Here is a 21,250-nt window from a genome sequence, read left to right as displayed (position 1 = left end):
GATTTTATTTTTGAGTAAAGATTGAAGGATCTATATTTTCTGAACGAAAAGGTAAATTGATAATGTCCTGTTTCGACATTGTTTTGACGGTTTGTCCTTCAAATGATTTTTTAATATTTTCTAACATTTCTGTTGGTGGTGCTTGCATTTTTCTTTTCGACATCGAAAACCAAACACCTGTCAATTCAGAATGGCAAAGATGTACACCATCTTGGTTATATAAATTATGAATAAATTGATAAATCATTCCATCTTCCGACATTCCACCAATTTCTACCGAAATATAAATTTCTTCACCTTCCATAGCTTCCTTAAAAAAAGAAAATTGTTCGTGCAAAATAGCTGGTCCAATTCCATATTCCTCCAAATTTTTCATCGAAATGCCATAATCTCTCAAAAAAGCAATACGTGCAAAACTTGTAAAATTCATATACGAAGCGTTCGCTAAATGGCGATTAGCATCCAAATCTGACCATCGAATAATGGTTTTTTGAAAATATTTATTATTCATGAATTGAAAAATTATTTAAGGTACAAAGTTACGGATTACTATTTATACGAAAATGATAATATTTTTAATCATCGTAAATAATAAAAAACAATAAGATTTAACATCAAATTAAAATATAGATATTTAATAATTTGTATCTTTAAAAAGCTATTAAACAGACAGATTATGAAAAAAATATTATTTCCAACAGATTTTTCAGAAACAGCAAATAATGCGTTTTTGTATGCGTTAAATTTAGCCGAAAATCAAAATGCAGAATTATATGTTTTGCATGCTTTTCAGTATCCAATGGTAAGTGGAGGAATCGATGCTGGTATTTTGCAAGATGTTTATAATACAATTGAATTAAATAATTTCGAGAATTTAAAAGATCATATTCCGTTCTTGAGAAAAATGGCTGAGGATAATGGTTTTGCAAATGTTGATTTGAAATTTTTCGTAAAAGAAGGAATGCTTTCGTTTGTATTGCCAACATTTATCGAAGATGAAAAAGTGGATTTTGTAGTAATGGGAACGACTGGAAATACAGGATTTGATAAAGTCCTTTTTGGTTCGAATACGATGAATGCAATAAAACATCTTAAAATTCCGGTATTGAGCGTGCCAAATGGTTACGAATTCAAAGGAATAAATAATATTGGATTTACGACAATTTTCCAAGATAAAGACCGCAAAGCCTTAGATTATTTAACCGAAATTGCTTATCGCTATAAAGCAAAAGTGCATTGCTTACACGTTTCGAAAGATGGAAATTACGATATTCCGACGCTTAATCATTGGAAAGAATATTATAAAGATGAACCTGTAGATTTTTTTATTTATACTGCGGATGAATCTGTAGATGCAGTTTTGGAATTTATTAAAGAAGAAAAAATTGATTTGTTGACAGTAGTTAGCCGTAACAAAGGCTTCTTCGAGAAATTATTTTCACCAAGTTTTACAAAGAAAATTTTGACACAACACAACGTGCCTTTGTTTGTTTTCCACGAATAAGATAATTTATACTGAATATACAAAAAGCTTAATCTGTAGAAATAGATTGAGCTTTTTTCGTGTTGAAATAAAATTATTCGTAACTTTTGAGTACAAAACACGAAAAGATGAAAAAAATATTGTTCCCGACAGATTTCTCAGAAACAGCTAATAACGCTTTTTTATATGCACTAAATCTTGCAAAAAGTATCGATGCACAAGTTTATGTGTTGCATGTTTACGAATTGCCAATGATTACAGGAAGTTTGAGTGCTGGATTGATTCAGAATGTATATGAAACGGTAGAATTAGGAAGTTTTGACAACTTCAAAGATAATATTCCGCAATTAAGACAAATAGCTGTTGAAAATGATTTGAATGAAATTCCAATCAAATTTATCTTAGAAGAAGGAAATTTCTTATATATTTTACGTGAAATTATTGGAGAAGAAAGCGTTGATTTTGTAGTGATGGGAACGGACGGAAATTCAGGAATAGAAAAAATGCTTTTCGGTTCGAATACGATAAATGCGATTACGTCGATGAAAGTTCCAATTCTTAGTATTCCGCACGGAATGTCTTTCAAAGGGTTTAAAAATATTGGTTTTACTACTGTTTTTGATCAAAAAGATAAAGATGCGTTGAAATATTTGATTGAAATTGCTAATCGTCATCATGCAAAAATTCATTGTATGCACGTTTCGAAAGACGGAAAGTTTAATGAACAAGCGATGAAAGATTGGCAAGATCAGTTTGCTGGAGATCCAATTGTATTCGAAGTTTATCATGATGCAGATCCTGTAAATGCAGTGTTGGATTTCATTAAGGAAAAACAAATAGATTTGTTGACGGTTGTAAGCCGCAATAAAGGGTTTTTTGATAAGATTTTTTCACCAGGATTTACAAAGAAAATTGCAAATAAAAATATTACACCTTTGTTCGTTTTTCATGAACAAAAAGTTTAGAAGGAGATGTGAAAACATTTCCTTTTTTTATCAAAAATTCTGTTAAAAATAAAACTTTACCTTTGTCTCGTGAAAAGAATAGCCATAGTAGGAGGTGGTGCCGCAGGATATTTTGTTGCTGCAAACCTTGGAAAAACTGTAGGACAACAAACTATATTGTTTGAACAAGCAAATTTACCGCTTCAAAAAGTACGCATTTCGGGCGGAGGAAGATGTAATGTTACGCATGCATGTTTTGATCCGCTTGATTTGGTCGAGTTTTATCCGCGTGGAAGAAAGGAATTATTAAGTGTTTTTTACACGTTTCAACCGGGTGATACAATGGCTTGGTTTGATGAGCGCGGAGTAGAATTGAAAATAGAAGACGATAACCGTATTTTTCCAGTTAGCGATTCTTCACTTTCGATTATAGAGGCTTTGACAAAAGCGGTTGATAAAAATAAAGTTCAGCTTAATTTCTCAGACGGTGTGCAAGAAATTAATAAAGTTGATGGTGGTTATGAATTGATAACAAAATCAGGAAAACATTTTTTCGAAACGGTGATTGTGACAACAGGAAGTACGCCTAAATTTTGGAAAAGTTTGAAAAATATAGGTTTGAAAATCGTTCAACCAGTTCCTTCTTTATTCACGTTTAATTGCAAAGATCCTCGAATTGAAGGATTGATGGGAATTTCTTTCGATAATGCTGAAGTCAAAATCAATCAACAAAAATTAGAAGAAGAAGGTCCGTTACTAATTACGCATTGGGGATTTAGTGGACCAGCGATTTTGAGATTATCGGCTTGGGGTGCTTTAAAATTGAATGAAAGCAATTATAAATTCGAAACTGAAATCAATTTTGTAAATCAATCTAAAGACGAAATCATTTCATTTTTGAATGATAAAAAACAAGTTGATGCTAAGAAAAATGTGCATAAAAATAATCCATTCGATTTTCCGAAGCGTTTTTGGTTTAGTATTCTGAGCTATTGTAATGTAGATGAAAACAAGGTTTATGCAGATTTATCGAAAAAACACATCGAAGTAATTGCAAGAGAATTGACGCAAGGAAAATACCAAATTAATGGAAAAAGTACCTTCAAAGATGAGTTTGTAACGGCAGGCGGTGTCGATTTGAAAGAAATTGATTTTCATTCGATGCAAGCAAAAAAAATCCCACAATTGTTTATGGCTGGAGAGGTTTTAAATATTGATGCTATAACAGGTGGATTCAATTTTCAGGCGTGTTGGTCTGAAGGTTATATTATATCTGAAAAAATCAAAGAAATTTATCAATAGTGTATATTTTACACGAATGTTATTCTGGCTGAAAGCCTTAAGAATAAAGATTTTTTCAAAATTTATTATGTTAACATAACATTATTATAAAATTATGTTATTTTTGTTTAAAGGAATTATTAAAAACGAACAAAAAATATGAAGAAAATTTTCTTAACCTTAGCATTAATCGGCTTATCTTCTTCTGCATTTGCAGGTGGATACCGAGTTGCTTTACAAGGAGTTCGCCAAGCAGCATTGGGGGGAACTTCTGCAACACAAACTCACGATGCGAGTGTTGCGTTTTATAATCCTGCAGGTTTAGCTTTTGTTGATAGTAAATTGAGTATTGCTGTCGGAGGTTTTGGTGTAAAAACTGACGTAAAATGGCAAGATCCAATGACGTTACAAAAAGCAGAAACAGATAGTAAATTAGGAACACCAATGTATTTGGCAGTTAGTTACAAGCCTGTAGATGATTTAGCAATTGGATTGAGTGTTACGACACCTTTTGGTAGTTCGGTTACGTGGCCAGAAGATTGGCAAAACAAAGCAAATATTACACATATTGACTTGAAAGCATTCAATATTCAGCCAACGGTTGCATATCGTTTTTCTGATTGGTTTAGTTTGGGTGTAGGTTTCATTTATACACACGGAACAGCTAAATTAGAGAAAGTACAAACAGTTGCTGGAAATGATATTAAACTTAAATTAGAGGATAAAGATGCTCATGGTTTAGGATTTAATGTTGGAGCAATGTTCAAGCCAACAGATAAATTTGGAGTTGGAATTGCGTACCGTTCTAATGTAGATGTTTCTGCAAACAAAGGTGATGTTACATGGTCGAATGTTCCTTCTGGAATTGCATCTAATGTGCCTTTTAATACAGATAAATGGAATACAACTTTACCATTACCATCAGAGTTTACATTTGGAATGTCTTACAAAGTTTTACCACAATTAGAACTTTTTGGAGATGTAGTTTGGCAAAACTGGACACGTTATAAAAGTTTAGATATCAATTTATATAATGATGCTTCTAATACTTTCTACACATCATCTTCTACGAAAAACTGGAAAGACAATACATTATTCCGTTTTGGAGCTGAGTATACTTTCAGCGAGATGATTGTTGGACGTGTTGGTTATTATCACGATAAATCACCAGTGCCATCAGCTTATTGGTCATCAGAAACACCAAGTTCTAACTTAAATTCAGTTTCAGCTGGATTAGGATTTAGATTCGAGTCAGGATTTAATGTTGATTTATTTGGATCATATGTAAAAGGAGACGAAAGACATATTGATAATATTCAACAAAACTTCTCTGGAGATGTTAAAATGCGTGCTATAAACTTTGGTTTAGGCGTATCGTACAACTTAAAATAAGACAAAAATGAAACACTTAAATAAAATAGTATTAGTTGCATTAGCTGCTACGATGTTTAACTGTAGCGAAGATTTCGAACATCCAATTGAAGATATTCAAGTTTCTGCTGGTGAAGCAAACTTTTCTACATATATCGCATTAGGAAACTCGTTAACTTCTGGTTATAGAGATAATGCATTGTACAAATCTGGACAAGAAAATTCTTACCCAAACATGTTAGCTGGATTGATGAAAGCTGCAGGAGGAGGAGAATTTAAAATTCCATATATGTCAAATGATACAGGTGGATTTACTGATTTACCAGGTTTTCCAGGTAAATTGAATTTACAAATTGTAAATGGAGCTTTAACACCAGTTCCAAGTGCTGCGGGTGGAGCTTTAGATATCTTAGCAGATAAAGGAAAGTTTCAAAATATGGGAGTTCCAGGTGCTAAGTCTTATCATTTAGTTGCGCCAGGTTATGGAAATCCAGCAGGCTTAAAAACTGATCCAGCAACAGCGAATCCTTATTTTGTACGTTTTGCAAGTGGTGCGACAACTTCTGTAGTTGCAGATGCAGTTGCTCAAAAGCCAACATTTTTCTCTTATTGGATTGGGAACAATGATGTATTAGGTTATGCAACATCTGGAGGAGTTGGAGTAGATCATAATGAAACAAATAATGTTGATCCAAGAACTTATGGAAGTAATGATATTTCTAATGTAAATGTGGTAAAATCTACAATTAATGATGGATTAAAAGCATTAACATCGGTAGGAGCAAAAGGAGTTATTGCAAATATTCCTTCTGTAACATCTATTCCATATTTTACAACGGTTCCATACGCACCTTTATCACCAGCAAATCCAAGTTTTGCACCAATGATTGATGAATTGAATGCAACTTATGCAGGATTAAATCAAGTATTTGATGCAGTTGGTGCTTCAGAAAGAAAAATTTCTTTTTCTAAGACTGCTGCAAGTGCTGTAGTAATTAAAGATAAAGATTTAGCGGATTTATCAACAACGATTACTGCTGCATTAATTAAAGCAGGATATGATACTGGTACTGCAACTTTGTTTGGAATTACTTATGGACAAGCTCGTCAAGCAACAGCAAAAGATTTATTGGTTTTGACTTCTTCATCTGTAATTGGAAAAGTTGACACAAATAGAGTTGCAGAATTAATGAAGTTAGGGTTAACTCAAGAGAAAGCTGGTAAATTATCAGTAGTAGGTGTTAGTTATCCAATGACAGATAATTATGTATTAACAGCAAAAGAAACTGCGAAAGCAGAAGCAGCTGTAGTTAAATACAATGCAGCAATTGCGGAGTTAGCAACTGCTTATAATTTAGCTTTAGTTGATGCATATTCTGAAATGAAAAAATTAAGTTCTCAATCAGGGATTAAATATTACGGACAAACATATACAACAACTTTCGTTTCTGGTGGAGCGTTCTCATTAGATGGAGTTCACTTAACTGGAACTGGATATGCAATTGTCGCAAATATGTTTGCTGATGCAATCAACCAAAAATATCATTCAACTTTAAGACACGTTTACCCAGGAAATTATCCAGGTATTGCAATTCCTTAATTGAATGTTTAGATAACAAAAAAAATCCGCTCGATGAGCGGATTTTTTATTTGATTATATTTTTTAGAAATGATTATTTCAATTCTTTATTTTGCATAAATTCTTCTGCTTTTTCGACCATATTTTTCGATCCGCAAAAGAAAGGAATGCGTTGGTGTAATTCTGTAGGTTCAATATCCATAATGCGTTGGAAACCGTCAGAAGCTTTTCCTCCTGCTTGTTCTGCGATAAAAGCCATCGGGTTGCATTCGTACAGTAAACGTAATTTTCCGTTCGGATTATTTGTTCCAGAAGGATAAATATAAATTCCTCCTTTCAGCATGTTACGGTGAAAATCTGAGCATAAAGAACCAATGTAACGAGAAGTATAAGGACGATCTTCTTCATCTGCCTGACAGTATTTGATGTAATTTTTAACCCCTTGAGGGAATTTTACATAATTACCTTCGTTAACTGAATAAATGTGTCCATCTTCTGGAATACACATATTTGGATGAGATAAATAGAACGTTCCGATTCCTGGGTTTAATGTAAATCCATTTACACCATTTCCTGTTGTGTAAACCAACATTGTCGATGTTCCGTAAATCACATATCCCGCAGCAACTTGCTTGTTACCTGGTTGTAAAAAATCTTCTTTTGTAACAGGTGTTCCAGGTTCAGAAACACGGTGGTAGATAGAGAAAATTGTTCCAACAGAAACATTTACGTCGATGTTTGATGAGCCGTCAAGTGGATCAATCAACACAACATATTTACTGTTTTTTGAATTTTTTGAAGGTTGAATCGCGATAAAATCTTCGTTTTCTTCCGAAGCAATACCACAAACAACTTCGCGTTGCGACAACGTTTCGATAAACGTATCGTTTGCGAAAACATCTAATTTTTGTTGTTTTTCTCCTTGGACATTTTCATTTCCGAATTCGCCTAAGATATTTACAAGTCCTGCTTTGTTTACTTTATAATTAACAACTTTTGTAGCTAATTTAATAGAACTCAGTAATCTAGATAATTCTCCGGATGAGTAAATAAAATCTGCTTGATTTTCTATGATAAACTCTCCAAGAGTTTGATGAGAATTTGTATTCATAATTATGTTTTGCTGGTCAAATATCGGAATAATAACTCAATTTTATATCATTTCAAACGTTTGAAATTAATCTAAATACGTGAAAATCATTATTCAAATTTATTTTTTATTTTAATTAAAATCGGTCAACATATAAAGTGTAGTTTGGTTATATTTGCAAGTTAAATATTTACAAAAAAAAGTTTTTATAGAAATGAAAGTTTTCAAATTCGGTGGTGCTTCGGTGAAAGATGCAGCCGGCGTTAGAAATGTTGCGAGTTTATTGCAATCTGTTGGTTACGAAAATACATGTATCATTGTTTCTGCTATGGGCAAGACAACAAATGCATTGGAAGAGGTAGTCAAACGCTATTTTGAAAAACAAGATTTCGAAAAAACAATTAACGAAGTAAAAGAACAACACATTGCTTTAGCCACGGAATTATTTGATAATCCAGCTGAGGTTTCGAACGAAATTTCGCAATTTTTTGATGATATTGTTTCGTTTTTAAGACGTAACAAATCACCAAATTATAGCTATGTGTATGATCAAGTGGTTTGTTGTGGAGAATTAATTTCGACAAAAATCATCAGTATGTATCTTAATTCGATACAAATTAATAACGAATGGTTAGATGTTCGCGATTATATCAAAACAGATAATACATATCGTGAAGGAAAAGTAAATTGGGCATTAACAGAAGAAAGTATTAAACGTTTACCAAACACAGGTTTGTTTATTACCCAAGGTTTCTTAGGTTCTGATCCTAACTTTTTCACAACAACTTTAGGGCGTGAAGGTTCAGATTATTCTGCGGCGATTTTTGCTTATTGTTTAAATGCGGATAACATGACGATTTGGAAAGATGTTCCTGGAGTTTTGAATGCTGATCCACGTTATTTTGATAATGCTGAGCTGTTAAATCATATTTCATATGAAGAAGCAATAGAGTTGGCGTATTATGGTGCATCTGTTATTCACCCGAAAACGTTACAGCCGCTTCAACAAAAAGAAATTCCTTTCTTCGTAAAATCATTTATTAATCCTACAGAAGCAGGAACAGAGGTAGCGAAAGGTCAACCATTAGATCCGAAAGTACCTTGTTTTATCCTAAAAAGAGAGCAACATTTGATTCGTTTATCAAGTAAAGATTTCTCTTTTATTACAGAAGATAAATTGAGCGGAATTTTTAATAAACTATATGATTATCAAATCAAAGTAAATTTGATGCAAAATTCAGCAATTTCATTATCTTTATGTTTGGAGGATAAATATGACAACTTAGAAAAGTTTGTTGCAGATATGAACGAAGAGTATAAAGTGCAAGAAGAAAACAATGTTTTATTGTACACAATTCGCCATTTTGATGCAGATTCTGACAAAGTTGTTTCAAAAGAAAAAGAATTATTGCGACAAACAGTACGCGAAACATTACAAATAGTTGTTAAAGCTTAAATGAGTTTAATCACGACACAAGATATCTATTCAGCTTCGGGTCTTTCTAAAATTGGTGTTTTAGGAAGGCCTGTAGCTTGGGCATTGAAAAAAGTTTTCAGTATAGATCAGTTAAACGATTTGTACAATCGTGGAAAGCATTTGCAATGCGAACCTTTTTTGGATTATTTGATTGATGATTTGGGAATGGATTACGAAATCCATGAAGAAGATTTAAAACGTATTCCAAAAGAAGGACCTTTTATTATTATTTCTAATCATCCGCTTGGAGCGTTGGATGGAATTATTTTGATGCATTTTATGTCAAAAATTCGTCCTGATTTCAAGGTAATGGGTAATTTTTTATTGCAAAAAATTAAACCATTAGAACCTATGATTATTCCAGTTAATCCTTTCGAAACACGTAAAGATGCATACAGTAGCCTTTCAGGAATGCGCGATGCATTAAAATTGTTAAGAGCTGGAGGTTGTTTAGGGATTTTTCCTGCGGGAGAAGTTTCTTATCGAGATGACGAAAGTAGAATTATTGACAGAGAATGGCAAGAATCAGCGATGAAGTTGATCAAAAAAGCGAAAGTTCCTGTTGTTCCAATGTTTTTTAGAGCGCGAAATAGTAATATTTTTTACCGTGTAGCGAAGATTCATCCAGATTTTCAAACGGCAATGTTGCCAGCTGAAATGATGAAGAAAAGAACACGACCAATTCAGATTCGTATTGGAAAACCAATTTTACAAAAACAACAAGACGAGCATGTGTCTATAGAAGATTATTCTGAGTTTTTGAGAAAGAAAACATACATGCTTTCGTCTTATTACAAACAAAAAAGAAGTTTAACTCAAGTATTGAAAAACCCTTCGAATATTGAGTTGAAAATGCCGAATTTACCAAGCTTATCTTCTTCTAGTAAAAAGGTTAAGCCGATTATTTCGGAAACAGCTTTAGACTTATTAATTCAAGATATTGAAACTTTACGAAAAGATGAACAAGCATTATTGTTTACAAATAATAATTACGAATGTTTCTTTTCTACAGCTCAACAAATTCCAAATATATTAAGGGAAATTGGTCGTTTACGCGAGATAACATTCCGTGCGATAGGTGAAGGTACAAATGATGAAATTGACCTTGATCGATTTGATAATCATTATCACCATTTATTTTTGTGGGATAAGGATACGAATAAAATTGTTGGAGCATATCGTATGGCGATTGGTTCGGAAGTGTATGAAAAATATGGAATTAATGGATTTTATGTTCATGAATTATTCAATTTTGATCCAGAAATTCATCCATTTTTCAAGAAATGTATCGAAATGGGACGTGCTTTCGTTTCAGCTGAATATCAACAAAAGCCGATGCCATTGTTCTTATTATGGAGAGGAATTGTGCATGTAACGTTGAGAAATCCAAATCAGAAATTTATTATTGGAGGAGTGAGTATTAGTAATCAGTTTTCTGATTTCTCAAAATCTTTGATGATCGAATTTATGAAATCTCATTATTACGATTCTACTGTAGCGCAGTATGTGAGAGCAAAAAATGAGTTTAAGGTTAAGCTGAAAGAGGAAGATAAAGAATTTATTTTCGATGAATCTGAAGCTGATTTGAATAAATTTGATAAGTTAATTGATGAGCTTGAGCCAAATATGTTGAGATTACCTGTTTTGATTAAGAAATACATCAAACAAAACGCAAAAGTGATTGCTTTCAATGTTGATCCAAAATTTAATGATGCAATTGATGGCTTAATGTATATTAGAGTTTCTGATATTCCAGAATCTACTGTTCGCCCTGTTTTAGAGGATATTCAAGCAGAACTTGATAAAAAAATACAATCAGGAAAATTTGACGGAAATCTACTTTAAGATTCATGATGAATTTATAACATAAAAAATGCGCTCAACCTAGTTGAGCGCATTTATATTTTAGCTTCGCTATAAATTATTTAGCAACTGCTGTAGAATCAGCTACTGGAGCAACTGCTGTAGAATCAGTTGGAGCAACTGCTGTAGAATCAACTGCTGTAGAATCGTTAGCTGCTGTAGCTAAAGAATCAACTGCTGGTGCTTCTTCTACTGGTGCTTCTTCAGTTTTCTCTCCACAAGATACTGCTCCTAATGATAAAGCTGCTACTGCAACTACTGCGAAAAATTTTTTCATCTTTTTAAATTTTAATCGATTAATTTGATATGTCAAAGTTAGAATGATTTTGACCTGATATAATAAAAAATGATTGTAATTATTTTGTAAAACATTTTTTATTTTACAAAATATAGAATTACAATTATTTAAACGTTTATATTTTCCGAAATTATAAAATTTATAAGACAAAAAAATCCTCAAATTCTATAATTTTGAGGATGATTTTTGACTTATTACAAGTGTTTATTTTAAAACTTGTGCTTCTAATTTGAATTTTTCGATTTTATTTGAAATTAAATCCAATCTCAAATTATGAATACTTCCGATATGCGAAGTCTGAAATTCTTTGTGTGGTATATATGTTCCATTTTCTACAGATAAACCAACTTCTTTGTAAGCATCACGGAAAGGTGTTCCATTCTTAATCGCTTCATTAATATTTTCAACGGTATAAATCGGATCATATTTATCCTGATTCATATAGTTATCTTTAATCTGAAGTTGAGGAATCGCAAATGTTAAGATGTCAATAATATTATCAAATTGCATCATTGGTTCGAATAATATTTCTTTCAATATTTGATAATCACGGTGATATCCACTTGGAAGATTATTGATCGTCATCATAATATCATTCGGCAACGCCTGAATTCTATTGCAATGCGCACGAGTTAACTCAAACACATCTGGGTTTTTCTTGTGCGGCATAATCGATGAACCTGTTGTCATTTCGTTTGGCAACTTCACAAAAGCTAAATCTTGTGAATTGTATAAAACCAAATCGTACGACATTTTAGACAACGTTCCACAAATCATTGCCAAAGCTGTTGCGACAGATTTTTCTGTTTTTCCACGAAGCATTTGTGCACCAACAGAAGAAACTAAGATTTCTGAAAAACCTAATTCTTGTGTTGTTTGCAAACGATCAATTGGGAAACTTGTTCCGAAACCTGCACCAGAACCCAAAGGATTTTGATCAGAAATTTTATATGCAGCCTCAAAAAAGTATAAATCCGTCAACAAACTTTCTGCATATGCCGAAAACCACATTCCAAAACTACTTGGCATTGCCGCCTGAAAATGTGTGTATCCTGGTAATTGATGATTCTTGAATTCGTCTGCTTTTTGTAAGAAAATCTCAATTAAATTGACAATTTTTTCAGTTGTATGTTTTAAATACTCTTTCTTAAAAAGTTGAATTGCAACCAAAACTTGATCATTTCGAGAACGTGCAACGTGAATTTTTTTTCCAGCATCGCCAGTTTTTTCAATTAAATAAGCTTCAATTTTTGAATGTATATCTTCGAAATTTTCGTCGACTTCGAAATTATTTTCCGCAATCAGAACCAAAACTTCATCCAAAGCAATTTGCAACGCATCATTTTCTTCATTGGTAATCAAACCTGTTTTTGCCAGCATATTTGCCTGCGCTTTCGACGCTAATGCATCGTATTTCGCAAGATGAGCATCTAATTCTCTGTCTTTTCCAACAGTAAATTTTTCGATTTTATCATTAATGGTAAAACCTTTATCCCAAAGTTTCATATCTATAATAATGAATTAAGGGCGCAAAGTTAGTAAAAAGTTGCATAATATCTCATTAAACTTGTATAATTATTAATAATCATAAATATTTATTCATATTGAATATTTTTGATTGTTTTTTGAGAATGTTTAGACGATTGATAGCATTTTGAAAGATTGATTATTGAATGTTTATTAATATTTCGAAATAATTCAATTTCGTAAAAAAATGACCCAAAAATTATGGAGTTGATATTTTAAGAACCTTTTAATTTTTAACTTCTATTTATTTACGTTTAAAACATTGTTAAAGTGAAATTTAGACCTTTTTTATAATAATTCTAAATTATTGAAATATAACTAAAATATATCATTCTTTGATGAAAAATCTTTACTATAAACGTAATTTTGTGTACCAATTTATAGCTAAACGCGTATTTGTTTAGATGATTGTTAATGTAAGTTTTAGAATAATACTCTGACTCAAATGCTTATGAGTGTTGAGTTTGTGTGAGTTAAATTATTAAAAATTACCCTTCGAAAAAATTACATACTTAGTTTGTATTCTGATAACAGTGGTTACCTATGCCAAAAATGATTTTTGTTGAAAATAATTTTTGCATAAGATGTGACGATACAGCGAAGTGTTATTATATAATTCATTTTGATTGGATGAAATCAGGTGTAAGTAGCTTGGTTTTAAACAATCTTTAATATTAAAAAGAAAAGATAGATAATTATGAGTCTTTACCAAGAGTATCTTAACGAGATTGAAGAAAGAAAAGGTCAAGGTTTACATCCAAAACCAATTGATGGTGCAGAATTACTAAGTGAAATCATTAATCAAATTAAAGATGTTAACAACGAATACCGCGAGGATTCTGTTAAATTCTTTATCTATAACACGTTGCCAGGAACAACTTCTGCTGCAGGTGTAAAAGCAAAATTTTTAAAAGAGATTATTTTAGGAGAAGCTACAGTTGCTGAAATTACACCAACATTTGCATTCGAATTGTTATCTCACATGAAAGGAGGACCATCTATCGAGGTTCTTTTGGACTTAGCTTTAGGAAATGATGAAGCAATTGCAAAACAAGCTGCTGAAGTTCTTAAAACACAAGTTTTCTTATACGATGCAGATACAGCTCGTTTAGCTGATGCTTTTAATGCAGGAAATGTAATCGCAAAAGATATTTTAGAAAGTTATGCAAAAGCAGAGTTCTTTACAGAATTGCCAGCAGTTGCAGAAGAAATTAAAGTAGTAACGTACATCGCTGCTGAGGGTGATATTTCTACGGATTTATTATCTCCAGGTAACCAAGCGCACTCTCGTTCTGATAGAGAATTGCACGGTCAATGTATGATTACACCTGCTGCTCAAGCTGAAATTAAAGCGTTACAAGCGCAACATCCAGATGCTTCTGTGATGTTAATCGCTGAAAAAGGTACAATGGGAGTAGGTTCTTCTCGTATGTCAGGTGTTAACAACGTGGCTTTATGGACAGGAAAACAAGCATCGCCTTACGTTCCTTTCGTAAATATTGCGCCAATTGTTGCAGGTACAAACGGAATTTCTCCAATTTTCTTAACAACTGTTGATGTAACAGGAGGTATCGGAATCGATTTGAAAAACTGGAAAAAACAAGTTGATGCAAACGGAGATGTGGTTCGTAACGAAGCGGGGGATCCTGTTTTAGAAGAAGTTTATTCAGTTGCTACAGGTACTGTTTTAACAATCAATACAAAAACGCAAAAATTATACAACGGAGATCAAGAGTTAATTGATATTTCAAGATCATTGACTCCTCAAAAAATGGAATTTATCAAAGCGGGTGGTTCTTACGCAATCGTTTTTGGTAAAAAAATCCAAACATTTGCTGCTCAAACTTTAGGTATCGAAGCTCCTGTGGTTTTCGCTCCTTCAAAAGAGATTTCAAATGATGGTCAAGGTTTAACTGCGGTTGAAAAAATCTTCAATAACAATGCGGTTGGATCTACTCCAGGAAAAGTTTTACATGCTGGTTCTGACGTTCGTGTTAAAGTAAACATCGTAGGTTCTCAGGATACAACTGGTTTGATGACATCGCAAGAGTTAGAAGCAATGGCTGCTACAGTGATTGCTCCAACAGTAGATGGTGCTTATCAATCAGGATGTCACACAGCTTCAGTTTGGGATAAAAAAGCACAAGCAAATATTCCTAAATTGATGAAATTTATGAATGATTTCGGTGTAATTACAGCGCGTGACCCTAAAGGTGAATATCATGCAATGACTGACGTTATCCACAAAGTATTGAATGATATCACGATTGACGAATGGGCAATCATTATTGGTGGTGACTCACACACACGTATGTCTAAAGGTGTTGCTTTCGGTGCCGATTCAGGTACGGTAGCTTTAGCTTTAGCAACTGGTGAAGCGTCTATGCCAATTCCGGAATCTGTAAAAGTAACATTCAAAGGAGAGATGAAACAACATATGGATTTCCGTGATGTAGTTCATGCTACTCAAGCTCAAATGTTGAAACAATTTGATGGTGAGAATGTATTCCAAGGTCGTATCATCGAGGTACACATCGGTACATTATTAGCGGATCAAGCGTTTACATTTACAGACTGGACTGCAGAAATGAAAGCGAAAGCATCTATCTGTATTTCTCAAGATGATACATTAATCCAATCGTTAGAAATTGCAAAATCTCGTATCCAAATCATGATCGAGAAAGGAATGGATAACAAAAACCAAGTGTTACAAGGATTAATCGACAAAGCTAACAAACGTATCGAAGAAATTAAATCGGGGGCTAAACCTGCTTTAACTCCAGATGCAAATGCTAAATATTATGCGGAAGTTGTAATTGACTTAGATATTATCGAAGAGCCAATGATTGCCGATCCAGACGTAAACAATGCTGACGTTTCTAAACGTTATACACACGACACCATCCGCGATTTAACTTACTATGGAGGTGATAAACACGTAGATTTAGGTTTCGTAGGTTCTTGTATGGTTCACAAAGACGATTTAAAAATCGTTTCTCAAATGTTACGTAACGTAGAAAAAGCGAATGGTAAAGTTGAGTTTAAAGCTCCTTTAGTTGTTGCTGCACCTACTTACAACATTATCGACGAATTGAAAGCAGAAGGTGATTGGGAAATGTTACAAAAATACTCAGGATTTGAGTTTAGCGATTTATTACCAAAATCTACTGCACGTACAGAATACGAAAACATTATGTACTTAGAGCGTCCTGGTTGTAACTTATGTATGGGTAACCAAGAAAAAGCAGCAAAAGGAGATACAGTAATGGCGACATCTACACGTTTATTCCAAGGTCGTGTGGTTGAAGACCGTGATGGCAAAAAAGGAGAATCTTTATTAGCATCAACTCCAGTAGTTGTTTTATCAGCGATTTTAGGACGTATTCCTTCTATCGAAGAGTACAAAACTGCAGTTGAAGGTATTAACTTAACAAAGTTTAAACCAATTTCAATGAACTAATTGTTTGTAGAAAATGATATAATAAAGGCTAACATTTCGGTGTTAGCCTTTTTTTGTGATAAATATATAATATTGCAAATAAATAAGTTAGAATTGTTTTAAATAAGATTATTAGCACGGTAAAGAGTTAGTAGTTTACAAATAATTCAGTATATTGGGGTATGTTTTTTGATAAATTAAAACCAATTAAATAAATCAATTATTATGGCATTTGATATAAATATGATTAAAGGCGTTTATGCAAAAATGCAAGAACGTGTAGATGCTGCGAAAGCCATCGTAGGTCGCCCTTTGACTTATTCAGAGAAAATTTTATATGCTCACTTGTTTGACGGAAAACCTACACAAGCGTATACAAGAGGAGAATCTTATGTAGATTTTGCGCCAGATCGTGTAGCAATGCAAGATGCAACTGCTCAAATGGCTTTGTTGCAATTTATGCAAGCTGGAAAAACCAAAACGGCTGTTCCTTCTACGGTTCACTGTGATCACTTGATTCAAGCTAAAGTTGGTGCAAAAACCGATCTACAAGAGGCAATCAATAAATCTTCAGAAGTATTTAATTTCTTAGAATCAGTTTCTAATAAATATGGAATTGGATTCTGGAAACCAGGAGCAGGAATTATTCACCAAGTAGTTTTAGAAAACTATGCATTTCCAGGAGGAATGATGATTGGTACCGATTCTCACACGCCAAATGCAGGTGGATTAGGAATGGTAGCAATTGGTGTTGGTGGTGCTGATGCTGTTGATGTAATGTCTGGAATGGCTTGGGAATTAAAAATGCCAAAATTAATCGGAGTTAAATTAACGGGTAAATTATCTGGTTGGGCTGCTCCAAAAGACGTTATTTTAGAAGTTGCTGGACGTTTAACTGTAAAAGGTGGAACAGGAGCAATTGTAGAGTATTTTGGAGAAGGAGCAGAGTCTTTATCTGCAACAGGTAAAGGAACAATTTGTAATATGGGTGCAGAAATTGGAGCAACAACTTCAATCTTCGCTTATGATGATGCTTCAGAAAGATATTTAAGAGCGACTGATCGTAATGATGTTGCTGATGCTGCAAATGCTCACAAATCTTATTTACGTTCTGATGATGAAGTTTATGCAAATCCAGAAAACTTCTATGATCAATTAATTGAAATTAACTTATCTGAATTAGAGCCTCGTTTGAATGGTCCTTTTACGCCAGATTTAATGACACCAGTTTCTAAAATGAAAGAAACTGCTGCAGCTAATGGTTGGCCTTTAGATGTAGAATGGGGATTAATAGGGTCTTGTACAAACTCTTCTTACGAAGATTTAACACGTGCAGCTTCGATTGCGCAACAAGCTTTAGATAAAGGTTTAGAAGTGAAATCATCTTTTGGAATTAATCCTGGTTCTGAGGTAGTTCGTTATACTGCGGATCGTGATGGTTTATTAAAAACTTTCGAGGATTTAGATGCGGTTATCTTTACAAATGCTTGTGGACCTTGTATTGGTCAATGGGATCGTGAAGGTGCGGATAAAGAAGAAAAAAATACAATCGTTCATTCATTCAACCGTAATTTCAAAAAACGTGCGGACGGAAATCCAAATACATATGCTTTCGTAACATCGCCTGAAATGGTTGCGGCGATTGCAATTTCTGGACGTTTAGATTTTAATCCATTAACAGATAAATTAATCAATAAATTTGGTGAAGAAGTAATGTTAGATGCTCCAAAAGGAGAGGAATTACCAACAAAAGGTTATGCTTATGAAGATAATGGATATCAAGCACCTGTAGAAGATGGTTCTCGTGTAGAAGTGATCGTAAATCCAAATTCTGAGCGTTTACAATTATTAGAAGGTTTCAAACCTTGGAATGGTGAAAATATTACTGGAGCTAAATTATTAATCAAAGCATTTGGTAAATGTACAACTGACCATATTTCTATGGCTGGACCTTGGTTACGTTTCCGTGGACACTTAGATAATATTTCGAATAATACATTGATTGGTGCCGTAAATGCATTCAACCAAGAAACAAATTCAGTTAAAAATCAATTAACAGGAGAATACGGACCAGTTCCAGATACTGCACGTGCATATAAAGCGGCAGGTGTACCTTCTGTAATTGTTGGTGACGAAAACTATGGAGAAGGTTCTTCTCGTGAGCATGCGGCGATGCAACCACGTCATTTAGGAGCTGTTGCAGTTTTAGTACGTTCTTTTGCACGTATCCACGAAACAAATCTTAAAAAGCAAGGAATGTTAGCGTTGACATTTGCTGACAAAGCAGATTATGATAAAGTACAAGAAGATGATACAATCAACTTTATTGATTTAACGGAATTTGCGCCAGAAAAACCTTTAACAATCGAGTTTGTTCATGCAGATGGATCTAAAGATTTAGTTGTAGCAAATCATACATACAATACACAACAAATTGAATGGTTCAAAGCTGGTTCAGCATTAAATTTAATTAAAGCGCAACAAGCGTAATAATTATTTCAACATAAAAAGTAAAAGCCGATGTATTTCTACATCGGCTTTTTTTAATTGAAAATATTTTTTTTAAGATATTATTAACATTTGAAATACTAAAACAAAAAAAACCTCAATCATTTGATTGAGGTTTTAAGCAGTGGTGCCTCCAGGAATCGAACCAGGGACACAAGGATTTTCAGTCCTTTGCTCTACCAACTGAGCTAAGGCACCGCCTTAATTGTGATGCAAATATAGAGCGAAAATCCGTTCTACCAAACATTATTTAAAATATTTTTTAGACGAAAAAGCTATCTTGTTCATTTACCGAGAAATAAATTTTAAAATATTTTTATCTTTGCAAAAAATGAGTGGTTTTAATATTTTAATAGAGATTTAACAACTCATTTTTGCAATCTAATTTTTACAATTCGCAACAAATCATCATATTTGCGTCTTAGAATTCTATTATACATTCATAATGAAGTGGATTATTTGTAGTTTATCACTATTTAGCGTGGTAACAATAAAAGCTCAGTCAATATCAGTTTCACCTTATTCGGCATACGGAGTAGGGGAGCAATTGTTTGATAATAATACTGAACAAGCTGGTATGGGCGGTATCTCAACGGTTCCTACGAATCCTTTTGGACAAAGTGCGAATTTTTCGAATCCTGCAGCAAACCAAAACTTGCGTATGACAACTTTCAATGCAAGTGGAAGTGGAACTAATTATAATTTCAAATCTGGAACAGATAAAGAAAATGCAGGTCGTTTCAATGTTTCTAATATTTCATTGGCTTTTCCAGTTGGTGAAAAAGGAAGTTTCGGAGTTGGTTTTCAACCTTACACAGCGTTGGGATATGATATTATGAATACTTCTGAGAAAAATAATATCAAACAAACTGTACAGATGAAAGGTGATGGAGGGTTAAATAGTCTTCATGCTTTTTATTCAAGAAATCTTTCAAAAGGATTTTCTTTAGGTTTGCGTGTTAATTATCTTTTCGGAGAGTTGCAACGTAACGAGATTTTAGCTGTAGATGGAGCAAGTTTAGCTGTAGATTATAGCGATAAATCGAACTATCGTGGTGCTCAATTTACGTTAGGATCTATGTATACGAAGAAAATTGGAAAAAATAACAATTTAAACATTGGTGCTACTTATACATTAGGAACTAAGTTAAGAACAGATGTGACAGATCTTACAACTTCTTACACATATATCGGAACAACACAATCTTCTGTAGATACAATTTCTATTATTAGAATTGATAATGGAAAAACTAAGATTCCACAACAATTTACTTTAGGAGCATCATATTCTAAAGATAATACGTGGTCGTTAGCTGTAGAAGCGAAATATAATAATTGGAAAGATTTCTCTCAACCATTAGAAGGTCAAAATACTACAATGTCTTCTGCAGTAGATTACAAAAACAATGTACGTTTGGCAGTTGGAGGATATTGGATTCCAGATTATAACAGTTACAAAAGTTATTTTAATCGTGTAACGTATCGCGCTGGGATGTATTATCAATCAGCTCAGTATTCTATTCACGGAACAGATATTGATGCTTATGGAGCAACTTTAGGTTTTGGATTTCCAATTGGAAAACAAAATGATGGCTCTATGATGAATATTTCGTTAGAGTACGGACAAAAAGGAAAAACAACAAACAACTTAATCAAAGAAAATTATTTAGGAGTTAAAGTTGGATTTGATATTAACGATATTTGGTTTAGAAAAAGAGTTATTGACTAATTTTGGACAAACAAAAATTGTATAAAAAAGCAAACGAAAAAGTTTTAATTAAACCGAGTATTGTATTTGGTCTGATTAGCGTTTTCGTTTTGCTTTTTTCTTGTAAAAAAGAACTTCCTCCTATCAGTAAAAAGAAGGTAGAATTCCCAACACGCACACTTATCAATGCAAATATTATCAACAAAGATTCTGGAAGAATTTCGGGTAATTTGCGTTCACCATTAATCGAAGAATATACAACCGTAGATTCTCCTTACACGATTTTTAGAAAAGGTTTAAACCTTGACTTTTATCAAAAAGGAAGTGTGAAACCAGGTTATTTTCAGGCAGATTGGGGAAGATTAAGTGATGTAACAGGAATCTACGAAGGTAGAGGAAATGTAATTATCGTAAATGAGAAAGGTGATTCGTTGAAAAGCGAGCAATTATTTTGGAATAAGAAAAATAAAACAGTTTATACATCGAAAGAAGTTTACTTAATTAGCAAGGAAGGCGATTCGTTAACAGCGAAAAACGGTTTGCAAGCTACTGACGATTTAGAAACCTATACTTTATTCAATAATCAAGGATTTAAGTATGTTGATGATAATCAAAAATTCTAAAGAGCGTTAAAAAAATTAACAAAAAAGCGCATACTTGTCGCTTCTTCTATTTTATTATT

The 21,250-nt window shown here is 33.2% G+C and carries 15 protein-coding genes and 1 tRNA gene; 11 read left to right on the top strand and 5 right to left on the bottom strand.

The features are described from left to right. Nucleotides 1-4: 4 nt before the first annotated feature. Nucleotides 5-511 carry an acyl-CoA thioesterase gene (locus ACTS9J_RS00430; protein ID WP_114998316.1) on the bottom strand — a complete coding sequence of 169 codons (507 nt, stop codon included), beginning with the start codon at nt 509-511 and terminating at the stop codon, nt 5-7. Nucleotides 512-676: 165 nt separating this feature from the next. Between ACTS9J_RS00430 and ACTS9J_RS00425 the strand changes: the two genes are divergently transcribed. The 5 genes from ACTS9J_RS00425 (at nt 677) to ACTS9J_RS00405 (ending at nt 6,679) form a co-directional block, all read left to right on the top strand. Continuing rightward, the gene (locus tag ACTS9J_RS00425) at nt 677-1,504 is read left to right on the top strand and encodes a universal stress protein (RefSeq protein ID WP_114998314.1); all 828 of its coding nucleotides are present in this window, start codon (nt 677-679) and stop codon (nt 1,502-1,504) included. 107 nt (nt 1,505-1,611) lie between these two features. Continuing rightward, a complete protein-coding gene (locus tag ACTS9J_RS00420) occupies nt 1,612-2,448 on the top strand; it encodes a universal stress protein (RefSeq protein WP_125349926.1) in 837 nt (278 codons plus the stop codon). A gap of 69 nt (nt 2,449-2,517) precedes the next feature. Further along, nucleotides 2,518-3,729: a BaiN/RdsA family NAD(P)/FAD-dependent oxidoreductase gene (locus ACTS9J_RS00415; protein ID WP_416410393.1), complete on the top strand. Its 1,212-nt coding sequence runs from the start codon at nt 2,518-2,520 to the stop codon at nt 3,727-3,729. A gap of 138 nt (nt 3,730-3,867) precedes the next feature. Further along, complete coding sequence (locus ACTS9J_RS00410) at nt 3,868-5,100, top strand: OmpP1/FadL family transporter (protein ID WP_221854422.1); 1,233 nt, start codon at nt 3,868-3,870, stop codon at nt 5,098-5,100. Nucleotides 5,101-5,107: 7 nt separating this feature from the next. Continuing rightward, on the top strand, nt 5,108-6,679 hold the full coding sequence (locus ACTS9J_RS00405) for a G-D-S-L family lipolytic protein (RefSeq protein WP_286495448.1): 1,572 nt from the start codon (nt 5,108-5,110) through the stop codon (nt 6,677-6,679). A gap of 73 nt (nt 6,680-6,752) precedes the next feature. On the opposite strand, the gene fbp is transcribed toward ACTS9J_RS00405, so the two are convergent. Continuing rightward, complete coding sequence (fbp, locus tag ACTS9J_RS00400) at nt 6,753-7,769, bottom strand: class 1 fructose-bisphosphatase (protein ID WP_416410395.1); 1,017 nt, start codon at nt 7,767-7,769, stop codon at nt 6,753-6,755. A gap of 193 nt (nt 7,770-7,962) precedes the next feature. On the opposite strand from fbp, the gene ACTS9J_RS00395 reads away from it, so the two are divergent. Both ACTS9J_RS00395 and ACTS9J_RS00390 read left to right on the top strand, forming a co-directional pair. Further along, the gene (locus ACTS9J_RS00395; protein ID WP_219034269.1) at nt 7,963-9,204 is read left to right on the top strand and encodes an aspartate kinase; all 1,242 of its coding nucleotides are present in this window, start codon (nt 7,963-7,965) and stop codon (nt 9,202-9,204) included. After that, nucleotides 9,205-11,070, top strand: a complete 1,866-nt coding sequence (locus ACTS9J_RS00390) for a GNAT family N-acyltransferase (protein WP_416410397.1) — start codon at nt 9,205-9,207, stop codon at nt 11,068-11,070. It begins immediately after the preceding gene. 76 nt (nt 11,071-11,146) lie between these two features. On the opposite strand, the gene ACTS9J_RS00385 is transcribed toward ACTS9J_RS00390, so the two are convergent. Both ACTS9J_RS00385 and argH read right to left on the bottom strand, forming a co-directional pair. After that, complete coding sequence (locus ACTS9J_RS00385) at nt 11,147-11,365, bottom strand: hypothetical protein (RefSeq protein WP_219034267.1); 219 nt, start codon at nt 11,363-11,365, stop codon at nt 11,147-11,149. A 225-nt stretch (nt 11,366-11,590) separates the two neighbouring features. Further along, the gene (gene argH, locus ACTS9J_RS00380; RefSeq protein WP_219034266.1) at nt 11,591-12,892 is read right to left on the bottom strand and encodes an argininosuccinate lyase; all 1,302 of its coding nucleotides are present in this window, start codon (nt 12,890-12,892) and stop codon (nt 11,591-11,593) included. A 718-nt stretch (nt 12,893-13,610) separates the two neighbouring features. On the opposite strand from argH, the gene ACTS9J_RS00375 reads away from it, so the two are divergent. Both ACTS9J_RS00375 and ACTS9J_RS00370 read left to right on the top strand, forming a co-directional pair. Then, the gene (locus ACTS9J_RS00375; protein ID WP_219034265.1) at nt 13,611-16,373 is read left to right on the top strand and encodes a bifunctional aconitate hydratase 2/2-methylisocitrate dehydratase; all 2,763 of its coding nucleotides are present in this window, start codon (nt 13,611-13,613) and stop codon (nt 16,371-16,373) included. A 204-nt stretch (nt 16,374-16,577) separates the two neighbouring features. After that, nucleotides 16,578-18,842 (top strand): aconitate hydratase, encoded by a 2,265-nt coding sequence (locus ACTS9J_RS00370; RefSeq protein ID WP_125349916.1) that lies wholly within the window; start codon nt 16,578-16,580, stop codon nt 18,840-18,842. Nucleotides 18,843-18,985: 143 nt separating this feature from the next. On the opposite strand, the gene ACTS9J_RS00365 is transcribed toward ACTS9J_RS00370, so the two are convergent. After that, a tRNA-Phe gene (locus ACTS9J_RS00365) sits at nt 18,986-19,058 on the bottom strand. A 247-nt stretch (nt 19,059-19,305) separates the two neighbouring features. On the opposite strand from ACTS9J_RS00365, the gene ACTS9J_RS00360 reads away from it, so the two are divergent. Together ACTS9J_RS00360 and lptC are read left to right on the top strand one after the other, a co-directional pair. Further along, complete coding sequence (locus ACTS9J_RS00360; RefSeq protein ID WP_260392519.1) at nt 19,306-20,589, top strand: OmpP1/FadL family transporter; 1,284 nt, start codon at nt 19,306-19,308, stop codon at nt 20,587-20,589. A gap of 2 nt (nt 20,590-20,591) precedes the next feature. Then, complete coding sequence (gene lptC, locus ACTS9J_RS00355; RefSeq protein WP_221855718.1) at nt 20,592-21,191, top strand: LPS export ABC transporter periplasmic protein LptC; 600 nt, start codon at nt 20,592-20,594, stop codon at nt 21,189-21,191. The last annotated feature ends 59 nt before the right edge of the window (nt 21,192-21,250 follow it).

The organism is Empedobacter sp. ULE_I140 (assembly GCF_053482575.1).
The sequence above is the reverse complement of the archived record's forward strand: the minus strand, read 5'-3'. Positions and strand labels throughout refer to the sequence as shown.